Source organism: Streptomyces sp. SAS_272, assembly GCF_052543235.1.
Map to the genome: position 1 here is coordinate 58,286 of NZ_JBMNDR010000002.1, position 16,320 is coordinate 74,605.

The 16,320-nt window shown below is 71.7% G+C and carries 11 protein-coding genes and 1 pseudogene; 6 read left to right on the forward strand and 6 right to left on the reverse strand.

The window, feature by feature from the left end:
- Window positions 1-166: 166 nt before the first annotated feature.
- Window positions 167-2,344, reverse strand: a complete 2,178-nt coding sequence (locus tag ACN6LD_RS01875; protein WP_445042335.1) for a hypothetical protein — start codon at window positions 2,342-2,344, stop codon at window positions 167-169.
- A 19-nt stretch (window positions 2,345-2,363) separates the two neighbouring features.
- On the reverse strand, window positions 2,364-3,812 hold the full coding sequence (locus ACN6LD_RS01880; RefSeq protein WP_445042336.1) for a M48 family metalloprotease: 1,449 nt from the start codon (window positions 3,810-3,812) through the stop codon (window positions 2,364-2,366).
- A 405-nt stretch (window positions 3,813-4,217) separates the two neighbouring features.
- On the opposite strand from ACN6LD_RS01880, the gene ACN6LD_RS01885 reads away from it, so the two are divergent.
- The 5 genes and pseudogenes from ACN6LD_RS01885 to ACN6LD_RS01905 all read left to right on the forward strand — a co-directional run.
- On the forward strand, window positions 4,218-7,004 hold the full coding sequence (locus tag ACN6LD_RS01885; RefSeq protein ID WP_445042337.1) for an ATP-binding protein: 2,787 nt from the start codon (window positions 4,218-4,220) through the stop codon (window positions 7,002-7,004).
- 325 nt (window positions 7,005-7,329) lie between these two features.
- A complete protein-coding gene (locus ACN6LD_RS01890; protein ID WP_445042338.1) occupies window positions 7,330-8,976 on the forward strand; it encodes a hypothetical protein in 1,647 nt (548 codons plus the stop codon).
- 5 nt (window positions 8,977-8,981) lie between these two features.
- Window positions 8,982-9,230, forward strand: coding sequence for a DUF6406 domain-containing protein (locus ACN6LD_RS01895; RefSeq protein WP_445042339.1), 249 nt, complete (start codon window positions 8,982-8,984; stop codon window positions 9,228-9,230).
- Window positions 9,231-9,528: 298 nt separating this feature from the next.
- Window positions 9,529-10,638: a sugar ABC transporter substrate-binding protein gene (locus ACN6LD_RS01900; RefSeq protein WP_445042340.1), complete on the forward strand. Its 1,110-nt coding sequence runs from the start codon at window positions 9,529-9,531 to the stop codon at window positions 10,636-10,638.
- A 411-nt stretch (window positions 10,639-11,049) separates the two neighbouring features.
- A pseudogene (locus tag ACN6LD_RS01905) lies at window positions 11,050-12,030 on the forward strand (helix-turn-helix transcriptional regulator); the annotation flags it as partial.
- A gap of 447 nt (window positions 12,031-12,477) precedes the next feature.
- Here ACN6LD_RS01905 and ACN6LD_RS01910 read toward each other — a convergent pair.
- The 3 genes from ACN6LD_RS01910 to ACN6LD_RS01920 all read right to left on the reverse strand — a co-directional run bounded on the left by ACN6LD_RS01910 (window position 12,478) and on the right by ACN6LD_RS01920 (window position 15,111).
- The gene (locus tag ACN6LD_RS01910) at window positions 12,478-13,518 is read right to left on the reverse strand and encodes a helix-turn-helix transcriptional regulator (RefSeq protein WP_319188166.1); all 1,041 of its coding nucleotides are present in this window, start codon (window positions 13,516-13,518) and stop codon (window positions 12,478-12,480) included.
- 189 nt (window positions 13,519-13,707) lie between these two features.
- Window positions 13,708-14,556 carry a helix-turn-helix domain-containing protein gene (locus ACN6LD_RS01915; RefSeq protein WP_057577941.1) on the reverse strand — a complete coding sequence of 283 codons (849 nt, stop codon included), beginning with the start codon at window positions 14,554-14,556 and terminating at the stop codon, window positions 13,708-13,710.
- Window positions 14,557-14,799: 243 nt separating this feature from the next.
- Window positions 14,800-15,111 (reverse strand): hypothetical protein, encoded by a 312-nt coding sequence (locus ACN6LD_RS01920; RefSeq protein WP_445042341.1) that lies wholly within the window; start codon window positions 15,109-15,111, stop codon window positions 14,800-14,802.
- Between the two features lie 39 nt (window positions 15,112-15,150).
- Here ACN6LD_RS01920 and ACN6LD_RS01925 point away from each other — a divergent pair, with 39 nt between their 5' ends.
- Window positions 15,151-15,486, forward strand: a complete 336-nt coding sequence (locus ACN6LD_RS01925) for a Rieske (2Fe-2S) protein (RefSeq protein ID WP_057577939.1) — start codon at window positions 15,151-15,153, stop codon at window positions 15,484-15,486.
- Between the two features lie 375 nt (window positions 15,487-15,861).
- On the opposite strand, the gene ACN6LD_RS01930 is transcribed toward ACN6LD_RS01925, so the two are convergent.
- Window positions 15,862-16,275, reverse strand: a complete 414-nt coding sequence (locus tag ACN6LD_RS01930) for a pyridoxamine 5'-phosphate oxidase family protein (RefSeq protein WP_319188161.1) — start codon at window positions 16,273-16,275, stop codon at window positions 15,862-15,864.
- Window positions 16,276-16,320 lie beyond the last annotated feature (45 nt).

Below are 16,320 nucleotides of genomic sequence, written 5' to 3' on the forward strand. Positions count from 1 at the left end.
CGAGCAGGGCGGTTGAGCACGAGGCAGGGCGAGCAGGGCGGTTGAGCACGAGGCACGAGGCACGCATGCGGGGCCCGGAGGTTTTCCCTCCGGGCCCCGCATGCGTGCGGCGGTCGGACCGCGGGGTATGCGAGTCAGCCGGTCGCCGTCGGCCGGCCGGGCCGGGTCACCGCTGGGTTCCCGGCTGCTGTCCGGGCCAGCTCGCGGGCGGCCCCTGGGTCCAGCCGCCGCCACCGGGCTGGTGCGGCTGCCCGTGCGACGGCCACTGCGGCTGCTGGGGCGCCGCGGGCTGGAAGCCGGTGGTGTAGGGCTGCGCGGGCGCGGTCGGGTACGGCTGCTGCCCGGCGGGCGCGTACGGCGGCGCGGGGTGGGCCGCGGGCGCGTACGGGTGTTGCGGCGCGGCGGGGTAGAGGTGCTGCGGGGCGGGGTGCTGCGCCGGGATCTGTGTCGCGGGCGGCAGGTCGAACTGCGGGAGGGGCGCCGTGCTGACCCGGTCCAGGAGGACGATGTTGGGGTTGCAGTCGGCGGGGTGCACGAACACGGCGCCGCCGGCCCGACGCTCCACCACCAGCAGACTGAACTCGGCGAGCGCCTGAAGCTGCGTCGGCTCGAGCACGTACTCGTAGACGCGCTGCCGTCCGGTCGCGAGGCTGGTGCTGTCGCTGTCGCCGGTGGTGCGGGTCGTGGACTCGTTGCTGGTGTGCGTGACGCTGGTGGAGGTGCCCGTCGTCGTGCTGTGGCTGCCGCCGGAGCTGGTGGAGGACGACGACGAGAACGGGTTGGATCCGCCCTGGTAGCTGGTGGAGCTGCTGCTGCCCCAGTTGCGGCCGCGGGTGACGGACTCGCTGTGGGTCGTCCCCCTGCTGACGGAGGAGCCGACCGTCTCGGCGACGGAGGTGTTGACGGTCCTGCCCTCGGTGTCGGTCAGCGAGTGCAGGACGAAGGAGTGCTCGCGGCCGATGAAGTCCGCCGCGACGTTGGCCTCCTGGTGGTTGCCGAGCTTCATGAAGGCGACGGTGCCGCCGCCGATCATCTGCTCGGCGGCGTCCCTCAAGTGCGGCTGCAGCAGGACGAGCGGGGACCCCCGGCGCTCGCAGACCTGCGCCAGCTGTTCGAGGTGGCGTCGCTGGAGGCCCTGCTCGCCGAGTGCCAGGAGCACGGCCGGGGCGGTCTCCTCGAACGAGGCCAGCCGCCGCATCACGCTCTGCACGGCCAGGTCCGCCAGCAGTTCCGTGCTCGCCGAGCCCGCGCCGAAGTCCAGGGCGAGGCAGGTGAGATAGCCGGGGCCGCGCCCTTCGCGGGCGGCGCCCAGCCGCTCCAGCGGGTGCACGAAGGAGACCAGGCGGAAGAGGCTGTCCCGCACCTGGTCCTTGTTCTTGTCGTTGAGCAGGTCGTCCGCGATGCGGTTGCGTTCGTCCCGGCTGAGGCAGGCGGTGTCGTCGGCCTCGCCCATCAGGACGCGCAGTCCCGCGCCCAGCCGGGCCACCGAGACGTCGTCGCCGAGGGCGCCGCACAGCTGGGTGAGGATGCGGGTGTCGACGGCGCGATCGGCGCGGCCCGCCTCGGGATTGTCGCCGTGGACCGCCTCGACCAGCGCGTGCACCAGCTCGTGCGGGCCCAGTCCGCCGACGATGCTGCTCTCGGCCATCCGGCTGGGCAGCAGCTGGACGTCGACGGGCACTCCGGCGGCCTCGGCGAGGACGGACAGCTCCCGGCACACCAGGGCCTGCGTCAGATCGACGACGATCACCGGCCGGTCCTGGAGCGTGGAGGCCCCGAAGACGGTGAGGAAGCCCTCGCGGCCGCGCTGGCTGCCGCCGAAGACGTCCAGGCGCCGGATGTCGGCGCCGAGGGGCAGCGAACCCCAGGCGTCCAGGCCGCGGACCCATTGCTCCTGCCCGCTTTCGTGGTGCTGCCGGCGCTGCTGCCACATCTGCCAGGAGGACTGGAAGTGCTTCTCCAGGGCGCTCTGTTGGGTGGTGAGGTGACCGGTGGCCGAGCTGAGCCGCTGGGCGGCGAGGGCCATCCGGGCCAGCGCGACGACGATCGCCACGACGCCGAGGACCGCCATGACGGGTCCGACGAAGTAGCTCAGCACGAAGCAGGCCGCAGCGACACCGCCGCCGACTTTCAGGGCGGAGCCGCGACGCTCCTCGTGATCGAGCCGTGCGGCGGTGGCCCGGTTCTCGTACCCGACCTCCACCTGCTGACGCTGCGGTTCCGGCTCGACGAACGGCCGGCGCAGCGACTCGGGGTCGCGGTGGACCCAGCCCAGACGCGGACCCGCGTCGAAGAGACGCAGGTAGCGGCCGAGCTGTCCGGTCCCGGTGCTTTCGACAGTCATGCGTGAGGCTCCCGGCCCGTCAGGCGACGAAGGTCTCGAGCGCGCGGATGCGCTGGTGAAGCGGCGGATGCGAGGACATGAGCCGGGCGACGGGGCTCTCCTTGCGTGCGGCGTCGTCATGGCCCTCGGCCTGCCAGCCCGCGAACACGGAGATCAGCAGGGGCCCGTACCCGAGCTGGCCGGCGAACCGGTCCGCCCGCAGTTCGCCCTGCCGGCCGGCCCAGGCGAGCAGGAACGGGATCGCGTAGAGGACGACGGCGGGCGGGAAGGCGAGGAAGGTCGCGACGGCGAAGGCGCCGAAGACGACGACGAAGACGCCGGCCGCCAGGCAGGAGAGTTCGGCGGTGAAGAAGAACAGGAAGCGCGTCACGAACTTGACGACGGTCATGAACATCCGGACCGGCACGGCGTACCAGATGCCGAGCAGCAGGGCCCAGGAGTGACCGCCGACGTGGTGCCCCAGCTCGTGGGCGAGGACGGCCGCCAACTGCTGGGGCGGCTGCCGCATCGCGCCGCGCGTCACACCGACGATGTGCCCTGCGGCGGCGGAGGCGTTGAGTTCGTCCGTGTCCTCCAGCCACAGTGTGTACTGGCTGCCGTCGATCCCGGCGCGGCGCGTGACGTCGTCCCAGATCGGCTGGAGCGCGGCCAGTTCGGCGCCGGTGGGCGGCCGCATCTTGAACAGCAGCCGCGCGAGGCCGCGTTCGGTGGGCCGGTGGAACACCAGCGCGCCGGAAGCGAGCCAGGCGACCACGAGGACCACGTCCAGACCGCTCGGCAGGGCCTGGGAGATCAGCCACACCACCAGCAGACTGCCCAGGAAGAGCGGCACGTTGAGCAGCAGCCTGGCCACCGAGGTGGCATCGGCACTGCGACGCACCTGCGGTACGCCGGGGGCGTTCGGGACCGGCGCGTACGGCTGCTGGGGATACGCCAGCGGCGGTGCCTGGCCCGGCGCCTGCTGCGGATGCTGCTGTGGTGCGAAGGACTGCTGCGGCGCGAAGGGATGCTGCTGCGGCGCCTCATGCGGGGGGTGCTGACCGTAGGCGGGCGGCTGCGGCGCGAACTGGGGCGGCTGAGCCGTCGCTTGGTACGGAGCCTGCTGGTACGGAGCCTGCTGGTAAGGAGGCTGCTGGTACGGGGGTTGCTGCGGTGCCGCGGCCTGGTAGGGAGGCTGCTGGTACTGCGGCTGGTGCGGTGGCGGGGTCTGGTACGGCGGGGTCTGGTACGGAGGCTGCTGCTGAGGCGGCGGGGTCTGGTACGGAGGCTGCTGCTGGGGCGGTGCGGCCTGGTACGGATGCTGGGGCGGTGCGGCCTGGTACGGCGCCTGCTGCGGCGGGACGGGAGGCGCGGGGGGACCGGGTGGGTAGGCCGGGTCCTGCGGCGGACCGGACGGGGCGTCGGGATGCCCGGGGCCGCTGTGCCCGTACGGGTTCTGGGGTTGGCGAGGGTCAACGGGATGGGTCATATGAGTTCGCCCTGAGGGAGATGGGCGCCATGAAGGCGCCCACTTGTGGACAGGTGAGAAATGACCGTCCCGCGGACGGCAGAAGACATGCCTCTGATGATTGAACTCGCCCCCGTGGCCGCCGAAGCGGATGTCAGTCATTGATCAGCAGCCGACACATGGTGCACGAATCGACTTCCCAAGTCCACCTGGAATGAGGGGAAGTGACGTCACAGTTGCAAGGCTTGGCCGCGTTCACCGTTGCCTCTAGGGTGGTGCCGCAAGATCGACAACGGGGGAGACGTTGCCCAGAAGACCGCTCGCGCACGAGCCCGTCATCATTCCCCGGAGCGAACGCGCCGAGCATCGGCGAGAACGCGCCGGACACCCCGGAATCGCCGGTCGGGTCGGTCGGGCCGAGCGCATATGACCGACCACGCACCGGGCGGCGGCACATGGCAGCGGTTCGCGAGCCTGGAGGCCGCGCTGCTGCGCGAGGTCCCGCGGCAGCGGCCGTCCGAGGACCGGCCGTCCGGCGGTGAGGACGAGCTGCGGGCGCAGCGCCTCGCCGCTCTGGTCTCCGCCCACCACGCCCCGCACCCGCACGACCCGACGGGCGGCGCGGTGCTCGTCGGCTGGGCGCGGACGGCGGCCGACGGTCCGCTGGACGTCCTCGTCGGCGGCGCCGCCCTGCTGGGCGGCCGCACGGACCCGGCCGACGGGACTGCCGCCCTGCTGAGGCTTCCCGCGGGCGCGCGTGGCCTGCGCCGGCCGGCGGGCACGGCGGCCGCCCTGATGGCCGCCTTCCCCTGCTGGAGCGCGGTCGCCGGCGTGACCGACGGGCTGCTCGTCGACGACGAGCCGAGGCCGGTGGACACCGCGGCCGCTCGCCGGCGGCCCACCCTGGAGGACTGCCTCCTCGGGGTGTGGCAGGAGCCCTTCGCCTGGCTGGTGTTCGCCGAGCCGGTGCCGCCCGCGGAGCTCGGCGAACTCACCGATGACGTGGCCGACGAACGGCGCAGGACACAGGCCAAGGCGGAGAGCTCGCCCGAATACGCCATCGCCGCGGCGCGACTTGAGCGCCGCCACAAGGAGCTGGCCAAGGCGTCGGCCACCGGACTGTGGCGCATACGGCTGCTGGCCGGCGGCCGGACGCCCGAGGAGGCGACCCGGGTGGCGGCGCTGCTGTGCGCCTCGGCGGACCTGGAGGGACTGCCGTACGCGCTGCGTCCGACCGGGCGGGTCGGCGACCTGGCCACCGCCCTCGGCGGGGCCCTCCCGGCGCCGGAGGAGTACCCCTGCCTCGCCGGTTCGGACCTGCTGGCTGCCCTGGCCAGGCCGCCGGCCCAGGAGATTCCCGGCGTACGGTTCGCCCTGCGCCCGGAGTTCGACGTCACCCCCGAGACCTCGGGCCGTCCCGCGCCGCCCGGAGCGGCTCCCGTCCGGCTCGGCTCCGTGCTGGACCGCAACCGCAGTCCCGTCGGCGCCCTCGAACTGACCCGCTCCACCCTGAACCGGCACACGTTCGTGTGCGGGGCGACCGGTGGCGGCAAGTCGCAGACCGTACGAGGCCTCCTCGAGTCGGCGACGCACGCGGGCATCCCCTGGCTGGTGGTGGAACCGGCCAAGGCCGAGTACCGCTTCATGTCGGCGCGGCTCGGGGACGCCGCCGAGGTCGTGGTGGTCAAGCCGGGCGATCCGGAGTCCCTCCCGGCCGGTCTGAACCCCCTGGAGCCGTCCGCGTACACGAGCGGCGAGCGCTTCCCGCTCCAGACGCACCTGGACATGGTGCGCGCCCTCTTCCTGGCCTCCTTCGACCCGCAGGAACCGTTCCCGCAGGTCCTGAGCGCCGCGCTGACCCGCTGTTACGAGGATCTGGGCTGGGACCTGACGCTCGGCGAGCCGACGTTCCCCGGCGCCGAACCGCGCTACCCGACCCTCGAGGACCTGGAGCACACGGCGCTGCGGGTCGTCGCTGACATCGGATACGGCAAGGAGGTCGCCGACAACGTCCAGGGCTTCATCAAGATCCGCCTGGCGGGGCTGCGCCTCGGCACCACCGGCCGCTTCCTCGAGGGCGGCAGACCGCTCGACTTCGGCGAGCTGCTGAAGCGCAACGTGGTCTTCGAGATCGAGGACGTCGGCGACGACAAGGACAAGGCGTTCCTGATGGGCACGATCCTCATCAGGCTCGTCGAGTATCTGCGCATGGAACAGCGGGTCACTCGTCGGCTGAGCTTTCCGCTGCGTCACCTGACGGTCTTCGAGGAGGCGCACCGCCTGCTGCGCCGCGCCGAGGAGAGCGGCGCGAGCGCCCACGCCGTGGAGATGTTCGCGGGCCTGCTGGCGGAGATCCGGGCGTACGGCGAGGGGCTGGTCGTCGCGGACCAGATCCCGGGCAAGCTGCTGCCCGACGTCATCAAGAACACGGCGGCGAAGATCGTCCACCGTCTGCCCGCCCAGGACGACCGGGAGGCGGTCGGCGCGACGATGAACATCACGCGGGCCCAGTCCGAGTACCTGGTCACGCTGCCGCCGGGCGAGGCGGCCGTCTTCACGGACGGCATGGACTATCCGCTGCTGGTGCGGATGCCGGACGGGACGGACCGCGAGGACGCGGGAGCGATCAGGCCGGCGTCGGCGGCGGGCATGACGGATCCGCGCAGTCGCGCGTGCGCGCCCGACTGCTCGACGGCCCCCTGCACACTGCGCGACCTGCGCCGGGCCCAGCGGCTGACGGAACAGGCCGAACTGCGGATCACGCTGTGGGCCGAGATGACGGTGGCGGCCCATCTGCTGGGCTGGACGACGCCGCTGCCGGGCGAGGACATGCGGCGCGAACTGGAGCCGTTCCGGGGTCGCCTGCTGGACTGCGCCATCGGCCAGGCCGTGGACGCGGCGGTGCACAGCCGGGCCGGCGCTCCTTCCCGCCCGGGCGCGCTCGCCGAGCATGTGGCGGCGGCGATGCGGGCCCAACTGGACGGGCTGGACCCGTGCCCGGTCGGCGAGCCCCGCTTCAAGGCGCGGAAGGGGACGAGGACACGGGTGTACTACCACGGGCGTCACGAGCCGTCGGTGCTGGAGGGGATCGTGGGCTGCACGGACACGTCGCCGGACTGGCGCGGCCGGTTCGCGCGCACGCTGTCGTGCTTCGCACGCTCGATCCGACGGCCGGACACCGCCGAGAGCAGCACGGGGGACGGAAGTGAGTGAAATTCACGAAAGCGAACGTCCGGTGGTTCCGGAGCTGCCTGCGGAGCAGACCGGCGGTGGACCGGGGTGGCGGGCGGAATCGACGGGAGAGCCGGAGGAGCCGAGGGCCGGCGACTCCGTGGCTTCGCCGGACGCCCCCACCCGAGACCTGAGCGACCGACCGGAACCGGAACCGGAACCCGAACAACCCGAACAACCGGAGCAATCCGAACAACCGGAACGATCGGAGACATCGGAACAACCGGAGTCGCCTTACGAGGCGCCCGAAGCACCCGAAGCCCCCGGCGACGAGCCGGAGCAACCGGAGCAGCGGGAGCCATCAGAAGTGGGAGAGCCGTCCGAGCCGCTGGAGCCGCTGGAGCCGCTGGAGCCGGCAGATCCGGTAGACCCGGCAGGCCAGGCGGACCTGGCAGAGCAGCCGGAGCAGCCGGAGTCATCTGAAGCGGCGGACCCGGCGGACCCGGCCGAGCAGCCGGAGCAGTCGGAGTCATCTGAAGCGGCGGACCCGGTGGGCCCGTCGGAGGAGCCGGAGCCGCCAGACCCGCACGAACAGCCGGAGCCGCCCGAGCAGCCGGAGCCGTCCGAGCAGCGAGAGCCGTTCGAGCCGTCCGATCAGCCGGAGCCGTCCGAGAAGGCGGACCAGGCTGAGCAGCCGGAGTCATCTGAACCGGCGGACCCGGCGGACCCGGCGGTTCCGGCAGGCCCGGCGGACGCTCAGGGCCCGGGGGACACGTCTGAGCTGCTGGAGTCGTCGGAGTCGTCGGAGTCGTTGGAGTCGTCGGATTCGCCCGAGTCGGCAGACCCGTGGGAGCCGTCGGACGAGGAGGCCGCGCCGGACATGGTCGAGGAGGGCGAGGTGGCCGTCGAGGGTGAGGAGGCAGGCGAGGGGCCGTCCGAAGAGGAGGCCGGCGGGGACGCAGACTCCCAGGACCAGGCGGCCGGGGCGGCCGGGGCGGCCGGGGCGGCGGAGGGTGCGCCGGCGGCCGAGGAGGCCGACCAGTCGCCGGGACGTGGCCTGATGGGGCGTCTCAAGGACGCCGTCGCCGCGGTGCGGGGCCAGGACAAGCCGACGGAGGTCCAGTCCGTCGTGGACCGGCCGGACATCCACAACCCGCAGGCCCTGAACGCGCGTCCGGATCGCTACGGAAATCCGCTGGAACGCGAAGACGGCACGCGTGTCCCGCTGTTCGACGGTCCGCCGCGACGGGAGCAGACGCGCCAGGGCGGTATCGGCGACTGCGGGATGATCTCCACCATGGGCGCCGTCGCCGGCCATCTGCCGGACACCATTCGTGACGTAGTGCGGGAACGCGACGACGGCGCCTATGAGGTGACTCTTCACGAGACGAAATACGCGGCCTCGCGGGATCGTTACGAGCCGACCGGGCGGCCCGTCCGGCTCACCGTCACCTCCGAGCTGCCGGTGTTCTCGGAGGTGCCCGACAGGGCGGCGTTCGCGCGGACGGCCGAAGTGGGAGTGGCCTGGCCGGCGATCCTGGAGAAGGCGATCGCCGGTGTGGACCAGACGTGGGACGACGAACGGCGGGCGAAGTGGGACCGCCAGCACCCGACGGCGGATGCCGGCACCCAGGGGTATGTGCGACTGGACAACGGCAGTTACGGCAACGAGCGTGCCGAGGTGCTCACCCAGCTGACGGGCCGTCCCTCGTCCGTCGTGGAATTCCCCAGCGGATACGACATGCAGGGACGCAGCGCGGACCGTCAGCTGATCGAGGACATCCGGGGGAAACTCGCGGACAACTGCCCCGTTCTCGTGGGTACGGTGTCGAGGGAGAGGAGCGAGGCGCCCCTCGCCAAGGACCTCATTTCCGGGCATGCCTACGAGGTGACCGAGGTGGACGACCGGGGACTCTTCCATCTGCGGAATCCCCACAACATCAACCACCCCGAAGAACTGACGGTCTCCGAGTTCAAGAAATACATAAAACCCAGCTACGTCACACTGGAGTGATGGTCATGTCCGAAGTCAGGCTCGTCCACGGAATTCCCGCGTTCGAGGACGGGATTCAATTCGGGGTCATTCATGTGGACGCCCGTCCCGGGGCGCCGCTGACGGTGAGGTTGGGAGTGGCGGCGGAAGACGAGCGGAGGTACACCCTCGAAGTGGGTGACTCCTTCGCCGTCCGGGACGAGAACTGGAAGGTCGACAGGGTGGAGAACCCCGGCAGCGACGACTGGTGCGTCGTCCTGAAGAAGACCGACTAGGGGCGGGGCGGGCCGGCGCCGACGTCGGCGAGGTCCGGGAGAGGTCCTCGACGGCCCGCGCCGGCCCTGTGGTTCCTTGGCCCGCCCTTCGCCTGATTTGTCCGGTCAGACCTTTTCAGGGCCTCCGCTTCGTCTCCATGTGTCTTCACACCCTGAGCGGAGTGTGACGTTGCTCCTTCGTTAAGCGGTTCTGCTTGACGACGGCGGTCGCCGCCGCGTTGGCTTCTCAGATACCCGGGTCACCAATGCCGCACCCCGGTCCGCAACGCCCCGAACGCACCTGAAGTGAGCACCCGAAATGCGTCGTATCGCCATAGCTGTCGTCGCCTCCGCGATGTCCCTCTCACTTGCCGGGTGCGGGATGCTGGGGGCCTCGGAGAAGACCGGCAGCGCGACACCGACCCGGAGCAACGCGATCACGGTGGGCGTGCTGATGCCGGAGGAGACGAACACCCGGTACGCGGAGTTCGACTACCCGATCATCAAGAAGAAGGTCGCGGCGCTCACGGACAACCAGGGCAGGACCGACTACGCCAACGCCGCCTCGGACGAGAAGACCCAGGACCGGCAGATGCAGAAGATGATCGACGACAAGGTCGACATCATTCTGCTGGACGCCGTCGACGCGAAGGCGATCGCGCCCATGGTGAAGAAGGCCAAGGAGGCGAACATTCCGGTCATCGCCTATGACCGCCTGGCCCAGGGCCCGATCGACGCGTACGTCTCCTTCGACAACGAGCTCGTCGGCGAGGTGCAGGGACGCAGCCTCGTCGAGGCCATTCCGAACGCCGGCGTGTCCGACAAGATCGTCATGGTGAACGGCTCGCCCGCGGACCCGAACGCCGGCCAGTTCAAGGCGGGCGCGCTCAGCGAGATCAGCGGACGGGTCACGATCGCAAAGTCTTACGACACCGACAAGTGGAGCCCCGAGGTCGCCCAGGCCAGCATGACGAAGGCGATCGAGGCGATCGGCAAGTCCAACATCGCCGGCGTCTACTCCGCCAACGACGCCATGGCCGGCGGCATCATCAAGGCCTTGGAGGCGGCGGGCGTCAAGGACACCGACCTGCCCCCGATCACCGGTCAGGACGCCGAACTGCCCGCCGTGCAGCGGATCATCAGCGGCGAGCAGTTCATGAGCGTCTACAAGCCCTACCCGGCGATGGCCGAGGCCGCCGCCGAGGCCGCCGTCGCCAAGGTCCAGGGACGTGACCTCCAGTTCGAGGCCCTCACCCGCGACACGGTCGACAGCCCGACCGACAAGGCCATTCCGGCCAAGCTGGTCACGGTGGTCGCGCTGACGAAGAAGAACATCCAGCAGACCGTCATCGCCGACGGCATCTACAAGGCCTCCGACATCTGCACCGCGAAGTACAAGTCCGCCTGCGAGGCCCTCAACCTGATCTGAGCCTTCGGCCGACGCCCGCCTCTGCGGCTGCGGCGGCCCTGGCTGAGACCCCGGCGAGAAGATCACCGGCCCGGCGCCTACCGCGCCGGGCCGGTGCTCGCATTCCCCCGTAGTTCCCCCGTCGTCGCCCCCCTCGGGCTGCCCGGCCGGACTCCCCCGTGGCCCGGCCGGGTCGGTTGCGTCTCCCCCCGGGTGCGGAGCACCCGGGGGAGAAGCGGAATCAACGATGCACCGTCGCAGCCGTCCTGCACCACCGTCAGCTTGTTGCAACGTGAGGGGAGGAGGCTGGGAGAAAATCGCACAGACGGGTGGTTTTTCCAGCCTCGGACCGGAGGAGCCGTGTTGCGGACCTCGTCCGGGCCGCGCATAGTTGCGCTCCGGAAGCGGCGTACGGCGGGGGTGGGATGCGCGATGGCCAGGCACGGGGCGGAGGAGCATCCACATGGCGCCGACCGACTGTGCGAGGCCGGGGACCGCGTGTACTCCCGGGCCGTACGGCGCGGCCGGGTGGCGCGCACCGACTCGGAGGCGGTTCCCTGTCTCCTGGAGCTGGCCCTGCTGCACCCCGACCCCGACGACATGGAGTGGCTGGTGCCGACCTCCCCGCAGGAGGTCATGACCCGTCTGCTGCGCGGAGTCTACGACGAGGTGAGCGCCAGTCAACGGCGGATGGGCTCGGCGGTCGCCGCCTTCGAGTGGTACGCCGGTCTGGGCGGTCCCGCGCGCGGCACGAGCGCCGGCGAGGGAGCGGCGATCCGCGTCCTGGACGGCGCCTCGCGCATCCAGGCCGCCCTCGACGCGGCGACCGAGGCGTGCACGACCGAAGTGCTCACCGTGCAGCCCGGCGGCATCCGGCGTGAGCACGAGCTGTCGGAGGGACTGCACCGCGCGCTGGAGCTTCGCGGTCGCGGTGTGCGCATGCGGGACCTCTACAACCATGTCGCCCGGCACGGTCAGGGCCTGCTCAACTACCTGGATCTGATGGGCGACACGGTCGAGGCCCGCACCCTGGACGAGGTCATCGACCGGCTGATCCTCTTCGACCGGACGGTCGCCTTCATCCCCGCCAACACCGACCGCACCATGGCCCTGGAGCTGCGCCACCCGGCCCTGATCTCCTACCTGGTGACGGTCTTCGAGCGGCTCTGGCGGCTGGGCGTCCCGCTGACCGCTCCGCTCCCCGACACCCGCATCGAGGGCATCTCGCACCGCGAGCAGTCCATCGCCGCGCTGCTGGCCGAGGGCCACCAGGACGCGGTGATCGCCGAGCGGCTCGGCATCAGCGTCCGCACCTGCCGGGCCCACATCGCCCGCCTCTCGGAGACGCTGGGCGCGGCGAGCCGGACCCAACTGGGCGTGCGCATCGCCCAGGTGGGCCTCGACCGCCCGTCGGGAGAGGGCGAAGACGCGGTGCGGGAGAGCGTGCCGGGCGGGGCGGCGGAGAGCGCAAGCACGTCGGGCGGGGTGGCGGAGAGCGCGAGCACGTCGGGCGGGGTGGCGGAGAGCGCGAGCGCGCCGGGCGGGGCGGCGGGGAGCGCGAGCGCGTCGGGCGGGGCTGCGGGGACGGGCGCGTCGGGCGGGGCTGCGGGGACGGATGGCTCCGTCGGCGTTCCTGCGCCGGGATCCGGCTCTTCCGCGGCTCCCGCCCCCTCCTCGTAGGCGACCGCTCCCGTCCCCTCCTCGTAGGCCACCGATCCGGATGTCTCACGGGCCGGCCACTGATCCGGCCGCCTCACGGGCCGGCCACTGCTCCGGCCGCCTCACGGGCCGGCCACTGCTCCGGCCGCCTCACGGGCCGGCCACCGCTCCGGCCGCCTCACGGGCCGGCCACCGCTGCGGCTATCGCTCCGGTTCCTCCTCCTGCCCGGGCGTCTGCGCCCGGCCGCGGCGCTGGTCCCGGTCGAGGATTCCCGACTGCCCGATGAGGTAGCCGAGTTGGGCGCGGCTCTCGCTGCCGAGGGTGGCGGCGAGCTTGGCGATGTGGACGCGCGCGGTGCGGATGTTCATGCCGAGGCGGTCGGCGATGACGGCGTCGGTGTGGCCCTCGACCAGAAGGGCCGCGATGGCCTGCTGCCGGGGCGTGACGCCGCCCCGGGACAGCCGGTGGACCGCCTGCGGGTACATCGGGAGGGCCAGCCGCCAGAGCCGGTCGAAGGTGGTGGTGAAGTAGGTGAGGAGGGCGGGGTGGCGGACCTCCAGGGCCAGTCGGCCTTCCTCGCCGGCGGGGATGAAGGCGACCGTGCCGTCGATGACGATGAGGCGGTCGGTGACCTCGTCGAGGGTGCGGGCCTCCGCGTCTCCCCGGAGCTGCTCGTAGCGGGCCAGCACCAGCGGCTGGTGGCGCTGGGTGTGCTGGTAGAGGGTGCGGATGCGGCAGCCGCGGTCGAGCAGGGCCTGGTCGCGGTCCATCGCGACGGGCTGGGCCCGCTCGCCGCGCGGGCCGCTGTAGTGGACGTGCGGCTGGATGCAGAGCACCTCGCTCGTCGCCTCGGCCATCGCCTCGGTGATGGCCTCGTTGATCCGCTCCGTGCCGCTGAGGATGCGCAGCGAGGCGGGGCCGGAGGGCGCGGCGCTCTGTCCTTCTCTGTGCATCAGCGGTGCGAAGAGCGTCGACAGCCGTTCCTCACGGCGCCGTTCCGCGGCGATCCGGGCCCCCGAGGCGCGCAGCAGCCGGTGCAGGGCCACGGCCGGGGCCACCGGCTCGAGTTGGGCCACGTCGTCCACGGTGGGGTGGAGCAGGCCGAGGGCGAGCAGGCAGGGGGCCGCCGTCTCGGCCTCCTCGGTCTTCAGGCGTCCGCAGCGCAGAGCCTGCTCGTAGAGCCGCGTGCCGGCGGCGCACAGGTCCTCCACGCCGTGGTCGGGGTGCGGCGGCGCGCTCACTGCGGTGCTCCCTGCGGTTCGTGGACGCCGGGCTGCCCGACAGGCAGGCCGGCCGGGCGCCGGGCGAACGCGCGCGGGAGCTGCGGACGCCGGGCATGCGGGTCCCGGGCCGCCGCCGCGCACGGTTCCTCCGGACCGTACCGGTGCTCCGGTGTCGTCATGCATGACCTTCGTTTTTTCGGGCGGACGTCAGGGCTGCTGTTTGAGGATTCCCGACTGGGCTATGAGGAAGCCGAGTTGGGCGCGGCTGCCGCTGCCCAGCGCGGTGGCGAGCTTGGCGATGTGGGCACGGCAGGTGCGTACGTTCATGCCCAGCCGGCGGGCGATCGCCTCGTCGACGTGCCCCTCGACGAGGAGCTTGGCGATGGAGTGCTGGATGTCCGTGATGCCGTCGGGCGCGGTCTCGTAGGGGGCGCCGGTGGCCAGCGGGACCGCGCGGCCCCACATGAACTCGAAGACCTTGATCAGATAGCGGACGAGCCCGGGGTGCCGGAGCTCGAGGGCGACCTGGCCGTCGTCCCGGGTCGGGATGAAGGCCACGGTCTCGTCGCAGATGATCAGCCGCTCCACGAGTTCGTCGATGGTGCGGTACTCCACCTTGCCGTCCGTGAACTGCGAGACGTACGCCAGCGTCTCGGGGCTGTAGCGGGCCGTGTGCTGGTAGAGCGTCCGGATGCGGCAGCCGCGTTCGATCAGCGGGCGGTCGCGTTCGAGCCCCTGCACGAGGGTGTGCTCCAGGCGTCGCCGGCTCGGCTGGACGGTGAGCATCTCGGTCTGGCACTGGGACGTGGCCAGGTCGAGCGCCGCGTTGATCCGGTCGACGCCCTCCAGCACCGTGATGGAGTGCGTGGTCGGCGTCGGCTGGGCGCTGAGGGTCATGAACGGCTCGAAAGCGTCGGCGAGTTCCACCGACAGCCGTCTGCGCTGCGTGATCTCGCGCTCGATCGGGTTGAGCAGCTGGGACAGAGCGATCGACGGGGGCACCGGGCGGAGCCAGTTCGCGTCGTCGGGGTCCGCGTGGAGCAGGGCGAACTCCATCAGACACGGAGCAGGCTCCACGTCCGCGCGGGCCACCCGGCCCGTCCGAAGAGCGTTCCCGTAGAGACGGCGACCTTCCTCGCACAGCTCAGTGGTCGCATGAGGATGTGTCGGCTTTGCCTCATTTTTCGTCAAATCTCCACCCCCCAGGGTCCTGAACGTGCAGGAACATGATGCATCGATTGTGTGGCCATGACGTGCCCGAATGGGCCATCGTCGTAGTCGACGGGGGAGAGGTGACCTTCAAATGAGGACGAAGCCGACTATGCATAAGAGAATGCTTCGCTCGGCGCTCGCCGCCGCCTTCTCCGCCGCCTTGGCCTTCGGAGCTCTGAGCGGCCTTGCGGGGACGACGGGCGACACGGCGGGCGACAGTACCTGGAGTCCCGGCGCCGGCACCGTCGTGACGGCCGGTGACAGCACCTGGGACACTCCGGCGGACAGCACGTGGGTCGCGCCCGCCGACAGCACCTGGGCCGCTCCTGCGGACAGCACGTGGACCGCTCCTGCCGACAGCACCTGGGTCGTCACGGCGGCGGCGCTGGGTGACAGCACGTGGATCACGCCTCGCGACAGCACGTGGGTCGCCGAGTCATGACCACGCCACCCGACGACCGCTCCTTCCGCCGCGAAATGGCCACCGCCTACCGCTCCGGCTGGCACTTCATCGATCTGGTCACCGCCATCCCCCACAGTGGTGACTCGTTGATGGTGACGGTGTTCGGCGAGCCGGTGGTGGTGACCCGCGACGAGGACGAGGACGTACGGGCCTACCGGTGCCTGCGCAAGCCCCGGGGGGCGCCGCAGCCCGTGCGGTGCGCCATCCGGTACGGAATGATCTTTGTGAATCTGGACCAGCGTGATCACAGGCTGGTGGAGCCCGAGGCTCTGCCCCTGAAGACCATCTCAGCCACCCCCCGCAGTGCCTGACGCGATTCCCCCGTCGTAAAAGATCGCTCAGGTGCTTCCCCCCCGCAGCGGCGTCACCGTGACCTGAACACGGTGACGCCGCTGCAGTTTCCGGGGACATTTCCGGTATGCGCCTGCTTGAGCCTTGGCCGGAAATCGACGGGGCGGGTTTCGGTCACCTGGCCACTCCGGCCTCATCCGCCCCCGTCCGGGTCGGTCCCGTCCCCCCGTCCGGGTCGGTCCCGTCCCCCCGTCCGGGTCGGTCCCGTCCCCCCGTCCGGGTCGGTCCCGTCCCCCCGTCCGGGTCGGTCCCGTCCCCCCGCCGGGTCGGTCCCGTCCTCCCCGCCGGGTCGGCCGCGTCCCATCACCCGCGTCGGCCGCGTCCCGTCGTCCGGGTCAGCCTCGTCCCATCGCCCGGGTCAGCTCGATCTCGATCACCACGCGCGAGGGGTTCGGCCTGGGCTCACGCCCGTAGCGCTGCGCGTACCGGCGCTCCGCCTCCGCGACCCGCTCCCGGTCCGTGCGGACGAAGGCCAGCCCCTCCAGCGTGGCCCAGCGCCGGCCTTCCATCTGGCACACCGCGACCCGCGCCCCGGCCGGCTCCGCCGCCAGGACGTTGCGCACCTTCCTGCTCGCCCCGTCGGCGATGACCCGGGCGAGGCGGTGCTCGGGGTCGTAGGTGACGCCGACCGGCACCACGTGCGGACTGCCGTCCGGACGCGACGTGGTCAGCGTGCACAGGTGCCGTTCGCGCCAGAAGGCGAGGTAGGGCGCGTCCGGCGCGCCAGGATCCTGGGGAGGTGTGGCCATGCCCGGAACCTACTGCCTCCCGGTTGCGCGGCGCACGCCAGGGGA